The organism is Aquaspirillum sp. LM1, from assembly GCF_002002905.1.
Classification (GTDB): domain Bacteria; phylum Pseudomonadota; class Gammaproteobacteria; order Burkholderiales; family Aquaspirillaceae; genus Rivihabitans.
This window is the reverse complement of record NZ_CP019509.1, coordinates 1,472,352-1,491,293: the sequence shown is the minus strand read 5'-3', so window position 1 is coordinate 1,491,293 and position 18,942 is coordinate 1,472,352. Positions and strand designations below refer to the sequence as shown.

The window sequence follows — 18,942 nt, the reverse complement described above, 5'->3', positions numbered from 1 at the left end:
TATGAATAATTTAAAAAACAATGCAATAACATGGCCTTGCGACAGTAAAGGTTTATTTGTTTACAGGGGGTTTGGTCGGGAGCGTGCAGAGCACGTAATAGAGATATCCTCCCCAAAAAATAGACATCCACGAGATACCCCTTTGGATGTCCAGATTCAAGTCGATAATTGGCTTGAACAGAGGTTTGGTTACAGATTCCGTGAAAGCTCTTTATTTGTAACAGGGGACTATATGAATGCTACAAACTATGCTCAGCATGGGGAGGTTCGTGTAATTCAGCCCTTGTCAGATTATGTTTTTTGCTGGAGTCGGAAATGTTGCGACCTCTATGGAGAGGTGGAGCTTTCTCCACAGAGCGAATCCATCCCCGATATGATGGAACGCCTCGAATTTCAATGCACCGATATTTATAATGCCATTAAATCAGGAAATGAAATTATGATAATTTGCGATAGGCTTAAGGCTTCAAAGATAGAAATTTAGTTTTCCTAAAAACATATGGCAGGAAAAATCAACGCCCTGGATTCCCGCCTTCGCGGGAATGACGATTTTTTCAGCGTATCCCTAACCGAGACTACCATGCCTCACTTCGCCGCCAAGCTCTCCATGCTGTTCACCACCCTCCCCTGGCCCGAGCGTCCCGCTGCTGCCGCACGCGCCGGGTTTATCGCCGTGGAAATCCAGTTTCCCGATGAATCCATTGCCGCCGACACCCTGGCCGCCGCCTGCACCGATGCCGGCGTGCGGTTATGTCTGATCAATGTCCCGGCTGGGGATTTGATGCAGGGTGGCCCCGGCCTGGCGGCAGTACATCGTCATTCCCGCGAAGGCGGGAATCCAGGATATTGATTTTGCTGGGTTTTGTTTTTGGCAAAATCAGCGCATCCCTAACGCGCACACTGGCTGTGTATTGCTGTGCGGGCAGCGCCCGATCTCAGGGCAATCGCATGAATGCCATTGCCCTAACGCCTACAAGCCATGACGCCCCAGACTGTTCACCTGCCCCTGATTTGTGTAGCTTCCCGCTCTTTGGGAGCGGCTCATGGAGACAGAAGGCAAGTTGCAGCTAGCGGATGTGTTTGTCTCCATCACCGACCCTCGCCAAACCCGCAAGACACGGCACGATCTGGTCGAAGGGCTCGTGGTCGCCGTCAACGGCGTACTGGCCGGAGCCGACACCTTCGTCGAGATCGAAGCCTGGGCCAACGAGAAACTGACATGGTTTCGTCGCTATCTCAAGCTGGAACACGGCATTCCCTCTCATGACACGTTTGGGCGGCTGTTCGGGCTGATTGATCCAACAGAGTTCGAGTCTGCCTTTCAACGCTGGGTTCGCAGCATACTGCCCGCTCTGGCTGCTCAGGATGTGGTGGCAATCGACGGCAAAACCAGCCGACGCTCCGGCAAGGTGGACGCCACCGCACTGCATCTGGTCAGCGCCTTTGCCGCCGGGGCCGGGCTGGTGATGGGACAAACGGCCACGGCAAAAAAATCCAATGAAAAAACCGCCATCCCGACGCTGCTCAATACCCTGGCGCTGGAAGGCTGCATCGTGACCATCGACGCGATGGGCACGCAAACCAACATTGCCCAGGCCATCCGCGACAAGAAAGCTGACTATGTTCTGGCGGTCAAGGACAACCACCCTACGCTCGCCGACTCAATGCGCGACTTCTTCACACAGTTCCAATCTGCCCCGGCGGAACAAACCCCGCACAGCTTTCATGAGCAGATAGAGAAGGATCACGGACGTATTGAACATCGTCGCTGCTACGTCTTCGACCAACTGGATTGTCTGTACAAGCCAACGCAATGGCCTGATTTGCATGCCTTTGTGGTGATGGATTCAGAGCGTCTGGTCAAAGGCAAAACCACCCGCGAGCAGCGCTACTACCTCACCAGTCTGGCAGCGGATGCACAACGCCTGGCGCATGCCATCCGGGCGCATTGGTCAGTTGAGAACCGCCTGCACTGGTGCATGGACGTGGTGTTTGGTGATGATCAGATGCGCGCCCGTACGGGCCACGCCGCGCACAACCTGGCGGTGCTCAAGCACATCACGCTGAATCTGATTCGGCTGGATCCGATTCCACGCAAGGGGGGCATCAAGGTGCGCCGACTGATTGCGGCGACGTCGGATGAATACCGTGAGCAGCTCTTCGGACTTGGGTGGGCGTGAATTCATGCGATTGCCCTGCGCCCGATCTGCCGGGAGTCACATCTTGCGCCTATTGTGATGGGATGCGCTGGCCCGGCTGGTTTTCCCTGGCCCGCTCAGGTATTCTCCACCCCTTTTTTTGCCGCCCGCCTGTGACGGTGGCGGCCCGAAAGAAAGCCCGCCCATGTTTCCGACTGTTGACCTGAAAATCCTGGATGCCCGCCTGCATCAGCAGCTGCCCGCCTACGCCACCCCCGGTGCCGCTGGGCTGGACCTGCGCGCCGCCATTGACGCCGACTTGCTGATTCAACCCGGCGAAACCCATCTGGTGCCCACTGGCCTGGCCATTCACCTGGCCGACCCTGGCTATGCGGCAATGATCCTGCCGCGCTCTGGCCTGGGTCACAAGCATGGCATTGTGCTGGGCAATCTGGTTGGGCTGATTGATTCGGACTATCAGGGCCAGGTGTTTGTGTCGCTGTGGAATCGCGGCCAGACGGCGTTCTGCCTGACGCCGATGGAGCGCATGGCCCAGCTGGTGATTGTGCCGGTGGTGCAGGCAACATTCAATCTGGTGGAAGAATTTGCCGCCAGCGAACGTGGCGAAGGCGGTTTTGGCAGCACTGGCACGCGCTAAGAGCGTGTTCAAAGTCTAGTAGCCAGTCACCATGATATGAACCGAATGACAGGCGACTCGACCGTTTTCGGCATGAGTTTCATCTGACGTGTCGTTCCCGCGCAGGCGGGAACCCAGACCGCACCACAGTGTGCACGGTGGGTATGGCGCAGGTAAGCGCTCGTGAGAACTCACCCCGCTGTGCGCTGTGGACACGCCTGGATTCCCGCCTGCGCGGGAATGACTCGGTGTCGTGCGGCGAGTAGTTCTTCGTGGCGACATGAACCCTTGTGTTTCAGCGTGACTGGCTACTAGGGACGCGCTGATTGATTCAGAAAAATCGTGTTTGCCAAAAGCAAAACCCAGCAAAATCAACGCCCTGGATTCCCGCCTTCGCGGGAATGACGATTTTTTCAGCGCTTCCCTAAGCCCGAAGCCGGCACGCACAGCGCTTCATGCGCCGTCCATCTGGCCAAACAGGCGCAGTGCATCGGCCTGGCTCAGTCGGTACGGCCATAGCGCCGGGTCGTCGGCGGCCAGCTGGCGGCTCAGGTGCGCCGGGGTGTAGCCGGCAAACCGGCGCATGTCCCGGCTCAGGTGCGCCTGGTCGCAATACGCCTGGTCGGCGGCAATATCGGCCCAGCGTGCCAGCGTCTGGCGGCCAAATACCTGGTGGATCAGCATCTGGCTCCAGCGCGCCTGCTGGCGAAAGGCGCGCAGGCTCTGGCCGTAGCTGCGCAAAAACTGCCGCTCAAACTGGCGTGGGCTCAGGCTGAATATATCGGCCAGTTCAAGCAGTGGTCGGGCCAGCAAAGGCGCAGGCAGCGCCAGGTCAGCTGGCCGCTGGCCATGGTGGGTGTGCAGCCGCCACAGACCCTGTTCCAGCTGCCGGCGCTGTTGCGCTGCAGTGGTGGCCTGCAGCAGCTGTTCGGCCCATTCGCTGGCCCAGCCCGGCGGCAGCAGCGCCTCCAGCGGCACACAATCTTCCATTACCGCCAGCCCGGATACACCAAACAGCCGGGGCAGTTGCCCTGGCTGCACCGACGCCAGCAAAATCTGCGTCCCTGGCGTGGCCCAGGCGTAGCGTATCCCGGTGGTGGCCCCGCACACGCTGAGCATCGGCAAACGCCGTGCCTGGGCCAGCGGCTGCTCGGGCCATGCGCGCAGGCGGATTTCCCCATGCAGGATCACCAGCAGCATCGGCTGCAAGGTGGCGGGCAACTGATACGGCCCGCCGGGCAGGGTGGCGGCCAGCACGTCGCCAATCAGTGGGCTCAAGGGGGCAAAATGGGCAAATACCGAAATGGACATCCAGCGCCTCCTGTTGGCGTGCGTGCATGGCGATATACGCTGATTTACCCATTGACAGCCGCAGCGTCAATAGCCGGCTTCCAGTTGCTGGATCTCCCGCAGGGTCAGCGGATGGCGGGTCAGGCTTCTGGCGCGTTTCAGCCAGCGTCCGGCAAGCTCTGGCCGGCCATCGGCCTGGCGCAGTTTGGCGGCGCTGACGCACAATAGCGCGCGCCATTCGGCGGGCCACTGGCTGAGCTGGGGATGGGAGAGCCACTGGGTCAGCAGGGAGCGGGTGTCCATGATGTGGGGCCTTGTTCAGGAAGATTGCCACCAGCTTGCCCACCCCCCGCACGCCTGCCCAGTGCGGTGCGACCAAACCGCGCCATCTTGCGCCAAGTGGGCTCAGGCCGGCGCGAAACCGCTGTCCGCCATTTCGCGCTGTCATCACCCTGCTTCACGCCGCCCTGGCCGGGTTTGGTCACCTGCTGGCTGGCAAATGCCACGCAACATGGCACACTGCGCGGGTGATTGAATGACCAAGCCTTGCAGGAGTCGCCCATGTTGCAGAATACCTTGCCCGATTTATGGCGCAGCCTGTCGCCGGTGATTGCCACCCACGTCCTGGCGGCGGGATACAGCCTGCTTTGCGGGCTGGTGCTGCTGTCGCTGCGCAAAGGCACGCCATTGCACCGGGTGCTGGGCGGCAGCTGGGTGGGGGCCATGCTGGTGACCGCGCTGGGGTCGTTCTGGATTCAGAGCCGGGGCCATTTGTCGTGGATCCATCTGCTGTCGGGGTGGACCGTGCTGGGTCTGGCCATGGGCATGTGGAGCCTGTGGCGCGGCCGGGTGCAGGCACACCGCCAGGCCATGCGCGGGCTGATGGTCGGGCTGACGGTGGCGTTTGTGTTTACCCTGACCCCAGACCGGCTGCTGGGGCGCTGGCTATGGCATACCCTATGATCCACTGCCGCATGACGCAATCGCCGATGTTTGTCTCGACACGGGAAATTGTCATCAGCCTGCTGGTGTTCGACACCCTGCTGGCGGTGATGCTGTCCCTGCTGTCCGGCACGCCGCTGTGGGTCAACCTGGTATACAGCCACCTGATTGGCAGCAGCATCACCCTGCTGGAAGAACTGCTGCGCCGCACGTTCTGGGCTCATTGCTCATGGCCGCCCTTATCCAAGTTTGTGCTGATGATGATCACGGTAATTCCGCTGGGCACGCTGGCCGGCGCATCGCTGGCCAACTGGCTCACCGGCCTACCGCCCGACCTGGGGCTGTTCGAGCATCCTTCGGCGATTACCCACCAGCTGGTGGTGCTGGGGATTGCCATGGTTGCCAGCTGCCTGATTTCGCTATGGCTGTGGCAACGCGCGCGGCTGGCCGAAGCGCGGCTGCACGCCGAGCAGGCACAACGCGGACAAACCCTGGCCGAACTGCGCCTGCTGCAGGCGCAGATTGAACCGCATTTTTTGTTCAACACCCTGGCCCATCTGGACGCGCTGCTGTCGCCAGCCGAGCTGGCGCAGGCCCAGCAACTGCTGGACCATCTAACCCGCTACTTGCGCGGTGCCCTATCGGCCACCCGGCGCGAGCATGCCTGCGTGGCCGATGAAATCGCCCTGATCGAACCTTATCTGGAAATCCTGCGCGTGCGCTTTGGCCCGCGCCTGCGCTGGCAGTTGGACATCTCCGCCGCCGCCGCTGCCTGCCCATTGCCGCCCATGCTGCTGCAACCGCTGGTGGAAAACGCCGTGCGCCACGGCATCGAACCTTGCGTGGCGGGCGGCTGCATCGAGATCCACGCCGACAGCGATGGGCGCACGCTGACCCTGAGCGTGCGCGACAATGGTGCCGGCCTGCATGCCCCCTGCCGCCACCCTGGCGGCGGGGTCGGGCTAAGCAATCTGCGCGCCCGGCTGCAAGCCCTGTATGGCCCTGACGCCAGCCTGGCGCTGGATGCGCTCAGCCCGCACGGCACCTGTGCCCAACTGACCCTGCCTGTTCTCCCGCTCACGACCCATGACGCCACGCTACCTGATTGTTGATGACGAACCCCGGCTGGCTGAGCGCCTGGCCCAGCGCCTGGCGGTGGCCTGGCCCGACGCCCAGTGTCTGGGCTTGTGGCATGACGGGCTGTCGGCCCGCGACGCCATCGAACAGCTGCGCCCGGACGTGGTGTTTCTGGATATCCGCATGCCCGGCCTGGATGGCCTGCTGCTGGCCCAGCATCAGCTGGGCAAGACCGATGCGCCCAGGGTGGTGTTTGTCACCGCCTACCAGGACCATGCGCTGGAAGCATTTGGCGTGGCGGCGGTGGACTATCTGTGCAAGCCGGTCGATCCGCTGCGCCTGGCCGCCACCGTGGCACGGCTGAAAACCCTGCTGCCTACCGCCTGCCCCGACGCCCCGCCGCCGCCTGCCAGCCTGCCGCCAGGCCAGGTGCCGCTGCGCTTTTTGCGCGCCGGCCAGGGCGATACTGTGCAGCTGATTGCCAGCGACAGCGTGGTGTACCTGGAAGCGGCAGACAAATATGTGCGGGTGCTGACCGCCGATGGCGAACACTGGCTGCGCACCTCGCTGAAAACCCTGCACACCCAGCTCGACCCGGAATATTTCTGGCTGATTCACCGCAGCATTCTGGTCAATATCCGCCACGTCAGCGCCGCCCACCGTGACGAACGCGGCAAATGGCAGCTCAGCCTGACTACCCGGCCAGAACGGCTGCCGGTGGCGGCGCAGTATGTGCATTTGTTCCGACAGGGGTGAACCTCGGTCAGTGCCGTGTTTCGCCAAACACCTCGTCCAGCGAGGTGGCATCCAGCACCCGGCCGCCCCAGGTTTCCAACTGGGCGGGGGTGGCGGTGGCAAGACTGGCCAGTCGTGCTGCCGGTAGCGGGCTGAAACGGCGGCTCAGGTGTCGTTGCAACAGCCACGCTTCACCCTGTTGCATCCCCTGAAGCATGCCCTTGGCAATCGCCTGCGCTTCCCAGCGGTCAATATGGGTTTCCAGCATGTCCATCCCTTTCGTCAACTCTTCGGCATCGGGCACGGCCAGTCCGGGCATTCTGTTCTGCAACCGGTGTTTTATCCAGCGCGCCACTACCCGGTCGACAGGGCAATCGCATGAATTCACGCCCGCCCAAGTCCGAAGAGCTGCTCACGGTATTCATCCGACGTCGCCGCAATCAGTCGGCGCACCTTGATGCCCCCCTTGCGCGGAATCGGATCCAGCCGAATCAGATTCAGCGTGATGTGCTTGAGCACCGCCAGGTTGTGCGCGGCATGGCCCGTACGGGCACGCATCTGATCATCACCAAACACCACGTCCATGCACCAGTGCAGGCGGTTCTCAACTGACCAATGCGCCCTGATGGCATGCGCCAGGCGTTGTGCATCCGCTGCCAGACTGGTGAGGTAGTAGCGCTGCTCGCGGGTGGTTTTGCCTTTGACCAGACGCTCTGAATCCATCACCACAAAAGCATATAAATCAGGCCATTGCGTTGGTTTGTACAGACAATCCAGTTGGTCGAAGACGTAGCAGCGACGATGTTCAATACGTCCGTGATCCTTCTCTATCTGCTCATGAAAGCTGTGCGGGGTTTGTTCCGCCGGGGCAGATTGGAACTGTGTGAAGAAGTCGCGCATTGAGTCGGCGAGCGTAGGGTGGTTGTCCTTGACCGCCAGAACATAGTCAGCTTTCTTGTCGCGGATGGCCTGGGCAATGTTGGTTTGCGTGCCCATCGCGTCGATGGTCACGATGCAACCTTCCAGCGCCAGGGTATTGAGCAGCGTCGGGATGGCGGTTTTTTCATTGGATTTTTTTGCCGTTGCCGTTTGTCCCATCACCAGCCCGGCCCCGGCGGCAAAGGCGCTGACCAGATGCAGTGCGGTGGCGTCCACCTTGCCGGAGCGTCGGCTGGTTTTGCCGTCGATTGCCACCACATCCTGAGCAGCCAGAGCGGGCAGTATGCTGCGAACCCAGCGTTGAAAGGCAGACTCGAATTCTGTTGGATCAATCAGCCCGAACAGCCGCCCAAACGTGTCATGAGAGGGAATGCCGTGTTCCAGCTTGAGATAGCGACGAAACCATGTCAGTTTCTCGTTGGCCCAGGCTTCGATCTCGACGAAGGTGTCGGCACCGGCCAGTACGCCGTTGACGGCGACCACGAGCACTTCGACCAGATCGTGCCGTGTCTTGCGGGTTTGGCGAGGGTCGGTGATGGAGACAAACACATCCGCTAGCTGCAACTTGCCTTCTGTCTCCATGAGTCGCTCCCAAAAAGCGGGACGCTACACAAATCAGGGGCAGGTGAACAGTCTGGGGCGTCATGGCTTGTAGGCGTTAGGGCAATGGCATTCATGCGATTGCCCTGGCCTCCTTCCATCCTCAAGTGTAAATCGATAGGAAGCGCCATGGAACTGTCAGCACTGTACAAATGCGTCATCGGACTCGACGTCCATCAGGCGCAAATCACCGCCTGCGCATTGATTCAGCAACCCGATGGCAGCACGCGCATCGAGCAGCGGCAGTTTGGCGGCTTTGCCCGCGACCGCCGGGAACTCGCGGATTGGGCCGCTTCCTTGCACCCGGATGAAGTCGTGATGGAGAGCACCGGCATCTACTGGAAGAGCCCGTATGCCGCGCTGGAGGCAGTCGGCATCCGCGCCAAGGTGGTGAATGCCCGCCACGTCAAGCATGTCCCTGGCCGCAAGACCGATGTGGGCGATGCCCATTGGCTGGCGATGCTGGCGCGGGCCGGTTTGTTGCGCGCCTCGTTTGTCCCGCCTGCAGCATTGCGCGAATTGCGCCTGATTGCCCGTCAGCGACAGAAACTGGTTGGCCAACTGGCCTCTGAGAAGAACCGGCTGCACAAAGTGCTGACCGACAGTGGAATTCGCCTTGGCGTAGTGGTCAGCGATCTGCATGGGCAATCTGCCCGCGCCATGGTCAAGGCGATCATCGCCGGGCAAGCCCCACAGCAGGTGATCAACCTGGCCAGCCGCCGACTGAAGGCCAGCCGTGAGGAGATCTTCGATGCCCTACAAGGCGATCTGACCGCCAGTCACCGCTTCGTGCTCGACGAACTGATGCAGCATATTGAGGAGATCGAAGCTAGGATCGACCGCTTCGACGTCCGATTGCTGGCTGGGCTTGAATCCGAGCGGGGCACGCTGGCGCTGCTGCAAACGATCCCTGGCGTTGACCTGATCGGCGCGGCGATGCTGTTGGTGGAAATTGGCTCGGACATGGGCGCCTTCGGCAGCGCAGATCGTTTGGCTTCGTGGGTTGGCGTTTGCCCGGGCAACAACGAGTCGGCGGGCAAGCGCAAGTCAGGCCACACCCGCAAGGGCAACCCATATGTGCGCCGCCTGCTGTGCGAGTTTGCGCATGCCGCCAGTCGCACCACATCGGTGTTCAAGTCGAAGTTCCAGGCTCTTGTGGTCAGGCGTGGCTACAAACGCGCCATTATTGCAATTGGTCACAAAATTCTGCGCACGCTGTTCTTCATGCTCAAGCGGCGCGAGCATTACCGGGATTGCGCGACGGATTACGAGGCGCTCTCTGTTCAGCGCAACGCCCCACGCTGGATCAAGGCGCTGACTAAATTTGGTTTTATCACGCCAGCCTGCGCCTGATTCTGCATGGGCGTTTTTTTACATGGCCTTCGGGCCAGGGTGGCGCTCGTCCTGGTGGTGGGCTCTTTCACGCTAATAGCGTTCATTTCATGCTTGGGAGCGCTACTATGGATATTCCGTAGGAATGCAAGGCACTTGGAGGGGGTTGTTCAAGGAAGTGAAACCTCCGACCCTCTTCTGGTGATACTCGATACGGTTACCCTTGCCGCTTTTCTACTGGGCGTTCTGCTTTCGGTGCTTATTGGTATTTCAACTGCTGTCCACTCTTACCAAGAAAAGGAGCAAAAAATGACTGAGGAAAAATCCCAGACACCCCAGAAAACTGCTTTGCGCGAGTCAATTAATGGTGTCGCTAACATGGCTCCATCAAATGTTAGTATCGCAAAGCTGAGCATTGAGGGAATATCAAAACTCAGCCCCACAAATTCGGTTCCTACCCCGGCTGCGGCTCCAGCAACTCCCTCTACGCCAGCAGGCGAGAAAAAATAGGCTTCTAACACTACGTTCGAGCGGACCTGCGCGAAAAGCCGCGCAGGCTGCTCAACTGTCAACTATACGTTAGGCAACACAATTCAGCCGCAGTGGTTAGCAAAGTGGCTTGCAAAAAATACGGCAATGCCGTATATACACACTCTGTGAGAACAGTTGCCGAAACCGCCATCTTTCAGCGCTATGCCAGCGAAGTCTGGTCGGAAGCCGAGCGTGTTGAATTTATCAACTGGATCGCCGCGAATCCCGAAGCTGGTGACGTGATCCGTGGCAGCGGTGGCTGCCGTAAGGTTCGATGGTCTTCTGCAGGACAAGGCAAACGTGGTGGTGCTAGAGTGATTTACTTCAATGCGAGTACCCAAACAATTTGGCTCTTGATCGTCTACAAAAAAGCCAAGTTTGACAATCTCCCCACATCTTTCTTGGTGAAGTTGAAGCAAGGAGTTGAAGATGTCATCTGAAATGCAAAAATTCCAAAGTGATCTGCTTGAATCTGTCAAACAGATGAAACGCGGCGAAGCCGCCCGAACCACTCAAGTCAAGTTACCAGAAGCGGCTGAGGCTCGCGCCAAAATGGGCCTGTCTCAACAGGCGTTTGCTTTGCTGCTGGGTGTCTCCACGCGTACGCTACAAGACTGGGAGCAAGGGCGCAGATCACCAACAGGTGCTGCTAAAACACTGCTTCAAGTTGCCGTTACTCATCCTGAGGTTTTGCGTGAATTGCGTGCATAAGTGTGGTGTGTCGCCTAACTGTTTAGCTGTCAATTCCCGCACGATGACTCACAGCTTTTTTAAACAACCCCATCTTATTTCCCCACCACAGCTTCATCGCCAGAATCAGCGTCTGAATCCTGCAGCCGGTGTTGCGGCAAGTGCTGGTCGTACCGCACCACCTCCCGCCACAGTTTGCTATCATCCCGGCCATGACTGCTGACCTTGCTCCCACCCGCCTGTGCCTGGTGCGCCATGGCGAAACCGACTGGAATGCCGCCCGCCGCTTGCAGGGGCATCTGGATATCCCGCTGAATGCGGTTGGCCACGCCCAGGCGCGTCAGTTGGCGCGGGGGCTGGTGCAGCATGCGTTTGCCGGCTGTCTGTGTAGCGACCTCAGCCGCACCCGGCAAACCGTGGCCCCGCTGCTGGCGCATCAGCCGGAGCTGGCGGTGCGCTACACCCCGGCGCTGCGCGAGCGCCACTATGGCTGTTTTCAGGGGCTGACGCCAGACCAGGCGTGCAGCCAGCATCCGCAGGCGTTTGCCCTGCTGCGCAGTGGCCCGCCAGACTGGCGGCCAGAGGTGGGCGGGGAATCGTTTGCCGACCATCACGCCAGGGTGATGGACTGCCTGAACCAGCTGGCCATGCAGGCCAGCGGCCATACCTGGCTGGTGGTCACCCACGGTGGCGTGCTGGACATCATTTACCGGCAGGTTCACCGCCTGCCCAGCAGCCACCCACGTAATTTCCCGATTCCCAATGCCGCGCTGAACTGGCTGGTGCACGATGCCAGCGGCTGGCGGATTGAACTCTGGGCCGACACTCGTCATCTGGATGGCGCGGCGCTTGATGAAATCTGACCCACCCAACAGGCCCTCCGCGATGATGTCTCCCCGCATGAACTGGACCGCCCTGCTGTCCACCCAGCGTTTTCAGCTGAACGCCGGCCAGGTGGTGCTGGCACCCGCAGCGGCCAATCCGGAAAGCATGGCCGGGCTGCGCACCGAGTTTCATATCGACCACGACCGGGTGGTGTTTTCCAGCGCGTTTCGCCGGCTGGGGCGCAAAACCCAGGTGCATCCGCTGGCGGCCCACGACCACACCCATAACCGGCTGACCCACAGCATCGAAGTGGCCTGCGTGGGCCGCAGCCTGGGCAATCGGGTGGGGGCGATGCTGGCGGCGGGGCAGCAGTTGCCAGCGGATTTCACCCCGTTTGATATTGGCAGTGTGGTGCAGGTGGCGTGTCTGGCCCACGATATTGGCAACCCGCCGTTTGGCCATACCGGCGAAGACGCGCTGCGTGACTGGTTTCGCCGGCCCGAGCACGCGCATTATCTGCACGGCCTGAGCGATGGCGAACGCAGCGATGTGCAAACCTACGAAGGCAATGCCCACGGCCTGCGTATGCTGGCCACGCTGGAAATGTACGCCCACGCCGGCGGCATGCGCCTGACCAGTGCGGCGCTGGGCAGCCTGGTGAAATACCCGTGGACGGCGCAAGGCTCGCCGCGAGACGGCAAGTTCAACCTCTACCGCACCGAGCTGCCCTATTTTGAGGCGGTGGCACAAGAGCTGGGGCTGATTGCGCTGGAGCGCGAACGCTGGGCGCGCCATCCGCTGTCGTATCTGATGGAAGCGGCAGATGATATCTGCTACGCGATTGTTGACCTGGAAGACGCGGCGGAAATTGGCATTCTCAGCGCGGGTGAATTTGAGCGCCTGCTTGGCCCGCTGGTGGAGCTGGACCGGGTGTGGTCCACTGACGATCCCCGGCAAAAATGTGCGGCCATGCGCGGCACAGTGGTGGGCAAGTGCGTGACGGAAGTGGCCGATCGTTTTATGGCCCACCATGACGACCTGCTGACAGGCCGCTTTGCCGCCAAAGACCTGATTGCCGTCTGCCGCGCCGAAGTGCGCGATGTGCTGATTGAAGCCAAGGCGCTGGCCAACCAGAAAATCTACCGCCATCGCACCAAGCTGGTTACCGAGGTGGCCGCCTATCCCTGCCTGGGCGTGCTGCTGGATACGGTGATTCCAGCGGTCCATGCCGCTGTGACCCATGGCCAGCTCAGCCCGCGCGAGCAGATTCAGCTGGCCCTGCTCGACCGCCCGCCCAGCCGCCACGACACGCTGTATACCGCTTATATGCAGGTGCTGGACTGGGTGGGCAGCATGACCGACAACGCCGCTGCCGGCCTGGCGCGGGAGATTTCCGGGGTGGGGATTTTATAAAAAAACCGGCGATATGCCTGAGCAATCGCCGGTTTTTTTCAATGCAGCTAGCGCTTAACCCAGCTTGCCACCCACCCAGGCGACCACGCTGGCCAGCGCTTCCGGCAGCTTGGCCGGTTCGCTGCCGCCGGCCATGGCCATGTCCGGCTTGCCACCGCCCTTGCCGCCGACCTGGCCGGCGACAAAGTTGACCAGCTCGCCGGCCTTGACCTTGCCGGTCAGGTCAGCGGTCACGCCGGCCGCCAGCTGCACCTTACCGTCGCCCCGGCTGGCCAGCACGATGATGGCGGACTTGAGCTTGTCTTTCAGCTTGTCCAGGGTTTCGCGCAGCGCAGCGGCGTCGGCACCTTCCAGCTCGGTGGCCAGCAGCTTGACGCCGCCGATGTCCACCGCCTGGGCGGCCAGTTCGTCGCCAGCGCTGGCGGCCAGCTTGCCCTTGAGGCGGGCCAGTTCTTTTTCCAGGGTTTTTACGCCATCCTGCATGGCGGCAATCTTGCCGGCCACGTCGTCCAGGCTTTGCGCCTTCAGCGTGGCAGACAGCTCGCGCAGCAGGGCGTCCTGCGTCTGGATATGGGCAATCGCGCCTTCGCCGGTCACCGCTTCAATCCGGCGCACGCCAGCGGCCACACCGCCTTCGCTCAGCACCTTGAACAGGCCGATATCGCCGGTGCGGCCCACATGGGTGCCGCCGCACAGCTCGATCGACACATCGCCCATGCTCAGCACGCGCACCACATCGCCGTATTTTTCGCCAAACAGGGCCATCGCGCCGGCTTTCAGCGCGTCGTCCTGGTTCATCAGCTCGGCCTTGACTTCGTGGTTGGCCAAAATTGCCTGGTTGACCAGACGCTCCACCTCGGCCAGTTCCGCCGCGCTCACCGGCTGGCCGTGGGCAAAGTCAAAGCGGGCGCGTTCCGGATTCACCAGCGAGCCCTTTTGCTGCACATGGCTGCCCAGCACATGGCGCAGCGCGCTATGCAGCAGGTGGGTGGCCGAGTGGTTGCGCTGGGTGGCGCGACGGGCGTGCAGGTCGATGCTGGCGGTGACGCTGTCGCCCACGGTCAGGTTGCCACGCGCCAGCACGCCGTGATGGCCAAACACGCTGGCGGTGACTTTCTGGGTGTCTTTCACGTCAAACAGCGCATCCAGGCCGCCGGTGGCGACGATTTCACCCACGTCGCCCACCTGGCCGCCGCCTTCGGCGTAAAACGCGGTGTTGTCCAGCACCACCACGCCCGCGTCGCCCTGCGCCAGCGCGTTCACCGGCTGGCCGTCCTTGTACAGCGCCAGCACATGCGCCGGGCTGCTGCTCAGGGTGTAGCCGTCAAAGCGGGTGTCGGCACCGCTGTAGTCCAGCTGGCCGCCCATCTTGAAGCTGGAGGCGGCACGGCTTTGCGCGCGCTGGGCATCCATGGCGGCGTCAAAGCCGGCCTGGTCGATGGCGATCTCGCGCTCACGGCAGATGTCGGCGGTGAGGTCGAGCGGGAAGCCATAGGTGTCGTACAGCTGGAAGGCCACTTTACCATCCAGGGTTTTTTGCTCGCCAGCCAGCGCGCCTTCCAGCAGCGCCATGCCCTTGTCCAGGGTTTCGGCAAACTTGATTTCTTCCTGCTTGAGCGCGTCTTCGATCCTGGCCTGTTGCTGGCGCAGTTCCGGGTAGGCATCACCCATTTCAGCGGCCAGATCAGCCACCAGGGTGTGGAAGAACAGGCCCTTCTGACCCAGCTTGTAGCCGTGGCGGATGGCGCGGCGGATGATGCGGCGCAGCACATAGCCGCGACCATCATTGGACGGCAGCACGCCGTCGGCAATCAGGAAGGAACAGGCGCGGATATGGTCGGCAACCACTTTCAGCGACGGGGTTTCCTGGCTGTATTCCACGCCAGTGGCGCGTGCGGCGGCCTTCAGCAGATTGACGAACAGGTCGATTTCGTAGTTGGCGTGCACATGTTGCAGCACAGCCGAGATGCGCTCCAGACCCATGCCAGTGTCCACGCTGGGCTTGGGCAGCGGGTGCAGCACACCGTCTTCGGTGCGGTTGAACTGCATGAACACGTTGTTCCAGATTTCAATAAAGCGGTCGCCGTCTTCTTCCGGGCTGCCGGGCGGGCCGCCCCAGATATGGGCGCCGTGATCGTAAAAGATCTCGGTGCACGGACCGCACGGGCCGGTGTCGCCCATCTGCCAGAAGTTGTCCGACGCATACGGCGCGCCCTTGTTGTCGCCAATGCGCACAATCTTGTCCGCCGGCACGCCCATTTCTTTGTTCCAGATGTCAAAGGCTTCGTCATCGCTGGCGTAGACGGTGACCATCAGCTTGTCTTTGGGCAGGCCCAGCCATTGCGGGCTGGTGAGAAATTCCCAGGCGTAGCTGATGGCGTCGCGCTTGAAGTAGTCGCCAAAGCTGAAGTTGCCCAGCATCTCAAAGAAAGTATGGTGGCGGGCGGTGTAGCCGACGTTTTCCAGGTCGTTGTGCTTGCCGCCGGCGCGCACGCATTTCTGGCTGGTGGTGGCGCGGGTATACGGGCGCTTGTCAAAACCGAGAAACACATCCTTGAACTGGTTCATCCCGGCATTGGTGAACAGCAGCGTCGGGTCTTCCCACGGCACCAGCGAGCTGGAAGAAACAATCTGGTGGCCCTTGCTGGCAAAGAAGTCGAGGAACTTCTGGCGGATTTCGGAAGCTTTCATGCGTAATCAGTCTGGATGGCAAGTCAAAACCGGATTTTCCAATGAAAAACCCTGTCAGCGCAAACACTCATTCGGCCTGGTAGACAAATCACCGGTTTGCAGCCAAAGGCAGGCCGCTGGCAAGGGGGCCATCGCGGCTGGCAACGCCGCATCAGCCGGCAGAGGCAGCGCCGCATCGGGCACGAGCAGCGGCCCATCGACGGTTAACCCAGGTAGAAAAAAGTTAATAAAGGTTAATTATCCGCGAGTTGGCGTCAGGAGTGGGTTCCAATCTGGCGCAGACACGGTACAATATGTGCTTACTGGTGTTTTATTCAAACCAAACAACTTCTTGGCGTTGTGTACATGTCCGATACTTCAGAGCTTTTCTTGAACGGTGAATCCCTGTCCCTGGGGGGACTGCCGGTGCTCCCGCGCGCGGATCTGGCCTGGGCCGAACAGTTTTTCACCTCGCTGGGCCGCGAACTGGGCCAGCTTGAGCAGCATTTCATGCAATGCTGGAACGAAGCCCAGCAACAGGGCCTGCCCAGCGGCAGTTTTACCCCGGAGCTGGAGCAGATGTTCAGCCGGATTGCCGGGCTGAACACCCTGGGTGGCGATGTGCTGCACCAGCTGCGCCCCAGCCTGCCGCTGGATGAAGCCACTGTCAGCCGCTGGATGTCCAGCCCGGCAGACGCGGGGCCGGATATCCAGCTGACTTCCACGGCCAGCGACACCGGCTGGCTGTTTTAACGCCACCCACCATCCTGATTTTTGGGCATGGCGCGCCCGTCCGGTGCGTGCCGCTTGAGCGCCGCTCGCAACAGTTCGGCGTACTGTTGACATCCTCCCCCGCCTGAAGACGAAGGATTCCTACGGCGCTTATCCCGGCCTCAAGATTAGACCACGACACTCAGCACAAGCAGGCAGGGCACAAGCAGATATTGCCCGGATCTCATTCAGGCCGGGCAATGCCTTTCAGATATTATGCGTCGCTTGCCAGGCCTTTGCGCAGCAGCTCGGCTACCAGGCTGTTTAAATCCACTTCACGCTGGGTGGCCAGGGTGCGCAGTTCATTTACCAAGTCTTGATTGAGTTTGACGGCAAACGGAATCAGCCCTTGCGACTGGTCGAGCTTGCGTTGTGCTTTGCGGTCGAGGACTTCGCCTTGGGCAAAGCGGTCCGGCGTGCCGGCTTGTTTCATTTGATTTTCGATTTTCAGGGCCAGGTTTTTGTACAGATCGGTTTTTTTCATGGGCGGGCTTTGCAAAAGTGACGGCGCAAGACGCCGAAGGAGGCCGGACAGGCAGATGGCGTGTCGGCGGGGCAGGCCCGGTGAAGCGCCAGCAGGCGTTTCATGGCGCAAGGGCGGATTGTAACAAACAATCGGCCACGGCAGGGCACGCTACAGCGGACGAGTGTCCATCCAGGCGTGCAGTTGTTCCACCGGCAGCGGCTTGCAAAACAGGTAGCCCTGATAAAACTGGCAGCCCAGCTGCTGCAGGAACGCCAGCTGTTCAGTGGTTTCCACCCCTTCAGCCAAGACTTCCAGGCCCAGATTGCGCGCCATGGCCACAATGGTGGCAGTGATTTCGCGGTCGCTGGCGTCGTGGGCAATGCCCCGGACAAAACTCTGGTCGATCTTGAGCTTGTCGATGGGAAAGCGCTTCAGATAGGCCAGCGACGAATAGCCAGTGCCAAAGTCGTCGATTGACAGACGCACGCCAAAGTCCTTGAGCTGCTGCATGGTGTGGATCGACTGTTCAATCTGGTCCATGAACATGCTTTCGTTGACATCCTCCCCCGCCTAAAGTCGGGGGATTCCTACGGCGCTCATCCCGGCATCGAGCCGGCATAAGTCGCTTCGGCGGGTTCCTGCTGCTGGCAGCATGACTGCACCGCTCACTTCACAGGCGATCCGGGCATCGTCCTGCCCTTCGCTACTCAGTAGCGCTTCGCCGTGGCGAAGCACGTTGATCGCGCCGACCAGATCGGCGTTTTCCTTAAAACCGCATTTAACACACTCGAACCGTGCCTGCGTCTGGCGGTTGTCCGCCGACACATGGCCGCAACATGGACACCTGCGGCTGGTGTTCTGCGCCGGCACGGCGATGAGATGTCCACCGTTCCACGCCAGTTTGTAGTCCAGTTGGCGGCGGAACTCGGCCCATCCTTGATCCAGAATAGCCTTATTCAGCCCGGATTTTGCCCGAACGTTTCTGCCCGGCTGCCCGGTTGTACCTGCCGCCGACCTGGACATATTCCGCACCTGCAAGTCCTCGATACACACCATCGCGTGGTTTTGGCTGATCGTGGTCGTGGCTTTGTGCAGATAATCGCGGCGGGCGTTGCCGATGCGGCAATAAATCTTCTGGACGCGGGCTTTCGCCTTCTTCCAGTTGTGGCTGAATCTGGTCTTGCGGCTCATCGCCTGCTGCGCGCGGCGCAAGGCCGTCTCGTGTCGCTTGAAGCTGTTGAGCGGGGCATGGAACGTGCCGTCCGAGAGCGTGGCGAACCGTGCAATGCCCAGGTCGATGCCGACTGCACCACCCTGCGGGATGGGCTGCTCGACCTCGCGTTCGGTCTGGATGCTCACGAACCATTTGCCGCAAGACTGGCTCACGCTGATGTTCTTCACCGCGCCCAATACTTCCCGGCTGTTGCGGTAGCGCAGCCAGCCGAGCTTGGGCAGGAAGATTCGGCTGTTGGCCTGGTCGAGCTTGATCTGTTTCGGGTCTGGATAACGGAAGCTGTCGGACTGGCCCTTTTTCTTGAAACGCGGGAAGTCGGCCCGCTTGGCGAAGAAGTTGGCGTAAGCGCGCTCCAGGTCCTTGAGCGTCTGTTGCAGCGGATGAACCGGCGCATCGGCCAGCCACGGCGTTTCAGATCCATTGCGCCACTCGGTGAGCAGCTTGCATAGCCCTGCGTAGCCGAGCTTCTTCTCGCCTTGCTCGTAGCGCGCCTTCTGCAAGGCCAATGCCTTGTTGAACACGAAACGGCACGAGCCAGCAAAGCGGCGCATGTCGCGCTGCTGTTGGCCGGTCGGCATCAGTTCGTATTTGTAGGCTTGAAGGCGTTGCATACTGGTTTTTATACAACCTACCCCCATCGACGGCAAGGACG

At 60.8% G+C, this 18,942-nt stretch carries 22 protein-coding genes; 14 read left to right on the top strand and 8 right to left on the bottom strand.

Annotated features, from left to right (window positions below; all coding sequences use genetic code 11):
- Window position 1: 1 nt before the first annotated feature.
- From BXU06_RS17330 to dut, 4 genes are all read left to right on the top strand, one after another.
- Window positions 2–484, top strand: a complete 483-nt coding sequence (locus tag BXU06_RS17330) for a hypothetical protein (RefSeq protein WP_150125128.1) — start codon at window positions 2–4, stop codon at window positions 482–484.
- Window positions 485–580: 96 nt separating this feature from the next.
- Window positions 581–850, top strand: a complete 270-nt coding sequence (locus tag BXU06_RS06380) for a hypothetical protein (protein WP_150125127.1) — start codon at window positions 581–583, stop codon at window positions 848–850.
- Between the two features lie 193 nt (window positions 851–1,043).
- On the top strand, window positions 1,044–2,180 hold the full coding sequence (locus BXU06_RS06375; RefSeq protein WP_077297895.1) for an ISAs1 family transposase: 1,137 nt from the start codon (window positions 1,044–1,046) through the stop codon (window positions 2,178–2,180).
- Window positions 2,181–2,343: 163 nt separating this feature from the next.
- The gene (dut, locus tag BXU06_RS06370; RefSeq protein WP_077297893.1) at window positions 2,344–2,796 is read left to right on the top strand and encodes a dUTP diphosphatase; all 453 of its coding nucleotides are present in this window, start codon (window positions 2,344–2,346) and stop codon (window positions 2,794–2,796) included.
- Between the two features lie 432 nt (window positions 2,797–3,228).
- Here dut and BXU06_RS06365 read toward each other — a convergent pair whose 3' ends face one another.
- Entirely contained in the window at window positions 3,229–4,086 is an 858-nt protein-coding gene (locus BXU06_RS06365; RefSeq protein WP_077297891.1) for a helix-turn-helix domain-containing protein, read from the bottom strand.
- 66 nt (window positions 4,087–4,152) lie between these two features.
- A complete protein-coding gene (locus tag BXU06_RS06360; protein WP_077297889.1) occupies window positions 4,153–4,368 on the bottom strand; it encodes a hypothetical protein in 216 nt (71 codons plus the stop codon).
- A 258-nt stretch (window positions 4,369–4,626) separates the two neighbouring features.
- Here BXU06_RS06360 and BXU06_RS17325 point away from each other — a divergent pair, with 258 nt between their 5' ends.
- From BXU06_RS17325 to BXU06_RS06350, 3 genes are read left to right on the top strand one after another with little or no spacing between them, the layout of a single operon-like run.
- Window positions 4,627–5,028, top strand: a complete 402-nt coding sequence (locus tag BXU06_RS17325) for a DUF2306 domain-containing protein (protein WP_150125126.1) — start codon at window positions 4,627–4,629, stop codon at window positions 5,026–5,028.
- 11 nt (window positions 5,029–5,039) lie between these two features.
- Window positions 5,040–6,119 carry a sensor histidine kinase gene (locus tag BXU06_RS06355; protein ID WP_171982131.1) on the top strand — a complete coding sequence of 360 codons (1,080 nt, stop codon included), beginning with the start codon at window positions 5,040–5,042 and terminating at the stop codon, window positions 6,117–6,119.
- On the top strand, window positions 6,094–6,840 hold the full coding sequence (locus tag BXU06_RS06350) for a LytTR family DNA-binding domain-containing protein (RefSeq protein ID WP_077297886.1): 747 nt from the start codon (window positions 6,094–6,096) through the stop codon (window positions 6,838–6,840). The genes BXU06_RS06355 and BXU06_RS06350 overlap by 26 nt, the downstream gene beginning before the upstream one ends.
- A gap of 7 nt (window positions 6,841–6,847) precedes the next feature.
- Here the strand turns inward: BXU06_RS06350 and BXU06_RS06345 are convergent, their stop codons facing one another.
- Both BXU06_RS06345 and BXU06_RS06340 read right to left on the bottom strand, forming a co-directional pair.
- Window positions 6,848–7,138, bottom strand: coding sequence for a DUF4351 domain-containing protein (locus BXU06_RS06345; protein WP_077297884.1), 291 nt, complete (start codon window positions 7,136–7,138; stop codon window positions 6,848–6,850).
- 65 nt (window positions 7,139–7,203) lie between these two features.
- Window positions 7,204–8,340 carry an ISAs1 family transposase gene (locus tag BXU06_RS06340; protein WP_077297545.1) on the bottom strand — a complete coding sequence of 379 codons (1,137 nt, stop codon included), beginning with the start codon at window positions 8,338–8,340 and terminating at the stop codon, window positions 7,204–7,206.
- 147 nt (window positions 8,341–8,487) lie between these two features.
- Between BXU06_RS06340 and BXU06_RS06335 the strand changes: the two genes are divergently transcribed.
- The 6 genes from BXU06_RS06335 (at window position 8,488) to BXU06_RS06315 (ending at window position 13,149) form a co-directional block, all read left to right on the top strand.
- Window positions 8,488–9,711 carry an IS110 family transposase gene (locus BXU06_RS06335; RefSeq protein WP_077297882.1) on the top strand — a complete coding sequence of 408 codons (1,224 nt, stop codon included), beginning with the start codon at window positions 8,488–8,490 and terminating at the stop codon, window positions 9,709–9,711.
- Window positions 9,712–9,846: 135 nt separating this feature from the next.
- Complete coding sequence (locus tag BXU06_RS17320; RefSeq protein ID WP_150125124.1) at window positions 9,847–10,200, top strand: hypothetical protein; 354 nt, start codon at window positions 9,847–9,849, stop codon at window positions 10,198–10,200.
- Window positions 10,201–10,304: 104 nt separating this feature from the next.
- Entirely contained in the window at window positions 10,305–10,661 is a 357-nt protein-coding gene (locus BXU06_RS06330) for an L-histidine N(alpha)-methyltransferase (protein WP_216352549.1), read from the top strand.
- Window positions 10,651–10,932 (top strand): DNA-binding transcriptional regulator, encoded by a 282-nt coding sequence (locus BXU06_RS06325; RefSeq protein ID WP_077297878.1) that lies wholly within the window; start codon window positions 10,651–10,653, stop codon window positions 10,930–10,932. Before BXU06_RS06330 ends, BXU06_RS06325 begins: the two co-directional genes overlap by 11 nt.
- A gap of 191 nt (window positions 10,933–11,123) precedes the next feature.
- On the top strand, window positions 11,124–11,774 hold the full coding sequence (locus BXU06_RS06320; protein WP_077302706.1) for a histidine phosphatase family protein: 651 nt from the start codon (window positions 11,124–11,126) through the stop codon (window positions 11,772–11,774).
- A 37-nt stretch (window positions 11,775–11,811) separates the two neighbouring features.
- Window positions 11,812–13,149, top strand: a complete 1,338-nt coding sequence (locus BXU06_RS06315) for a deoxyguanosinetriphosphate triphosphohydrolase (RefSeq protein WP_253189535.1) — start codon at window positions 11,812–11,814, stop codon at window positions 13,147–13,149.
- 54 nt (window positions 13,150–13,203) lie between these two features.
- On the opposite strand, the gene alaS is transcribed toward BXU06_RS06315, so the two are convergent.
- The gene (gene alaS / locus BXU06_RS06310) at window positions 13,204–15,840 is read right to left on the bottom strand and encodes an alanine--tRNA ligase (RefSeq protein ID WP_077297876.1); all 2,637 of its coding nucleotides are present in this window, start codon (window positions 15,838–15,840) and stop codon (window positions 13,204–13,206) included.
- Window positions 15,841–16,185: 345 nt separating this feature from the next.
- Here alaS and BXU06_RS06305 point away from each other — a divergent pair, with 345 nt between their 5' ends.
- Complete coding sequence (locus BXU06_RS06305) at window positions 16,186–16,572, top strand: hypothetical protein (protein ID WP_077297874.1); 387 nt, start codon at window positions 16,186–16,188, stop codon at window positions 16,570–16,572.
- Between the two features lie 232 nt (window positions 16,573–16,804).
- Here the strand turns inward: BXU06_RS06305 and BXU06_RS06300 are convergent, their stop codons facing one another.
- From BXU06_RS06300 to BXU06_RS06290, 3 genes are all read right to left on the bottom strand, one after another.
- Complete coding sequence (locus BXU06_RS06300) at window positions 16,805–17,074, bottom strand: hypothetical protein (RefSeq protein WP_077297872.1); 270 nt, start codon at window positions 17,072–17,074, stop codon at window positions 16,805–16,807.
- Window positions 17,075–17,224: 150 nt separating this feature from the next.
- Entirely contained in the window at window positions 17,225–17,602 is a 378-nt protein-coding gene (locus tag BXU06_RS06295) for an EAL domain-containing protein (RefSeq protein ID WP_077297870.1), read from the bottom strand.
- Between the two features lie 24 nt (window positions 17,603–17,626).
- A complete protein-coding gene (locus BXU06_RS06290) occupies window positions 17,627–18,901 on the bottom strand; it encodes an RNA-guided endonuclease TnpB family protein (protein WP_077302702.1) in 1,275 nt (424 codons plus the stop codon).
- Window positions 18,902–18,942 lie beyond the last annotated feature (41 nt).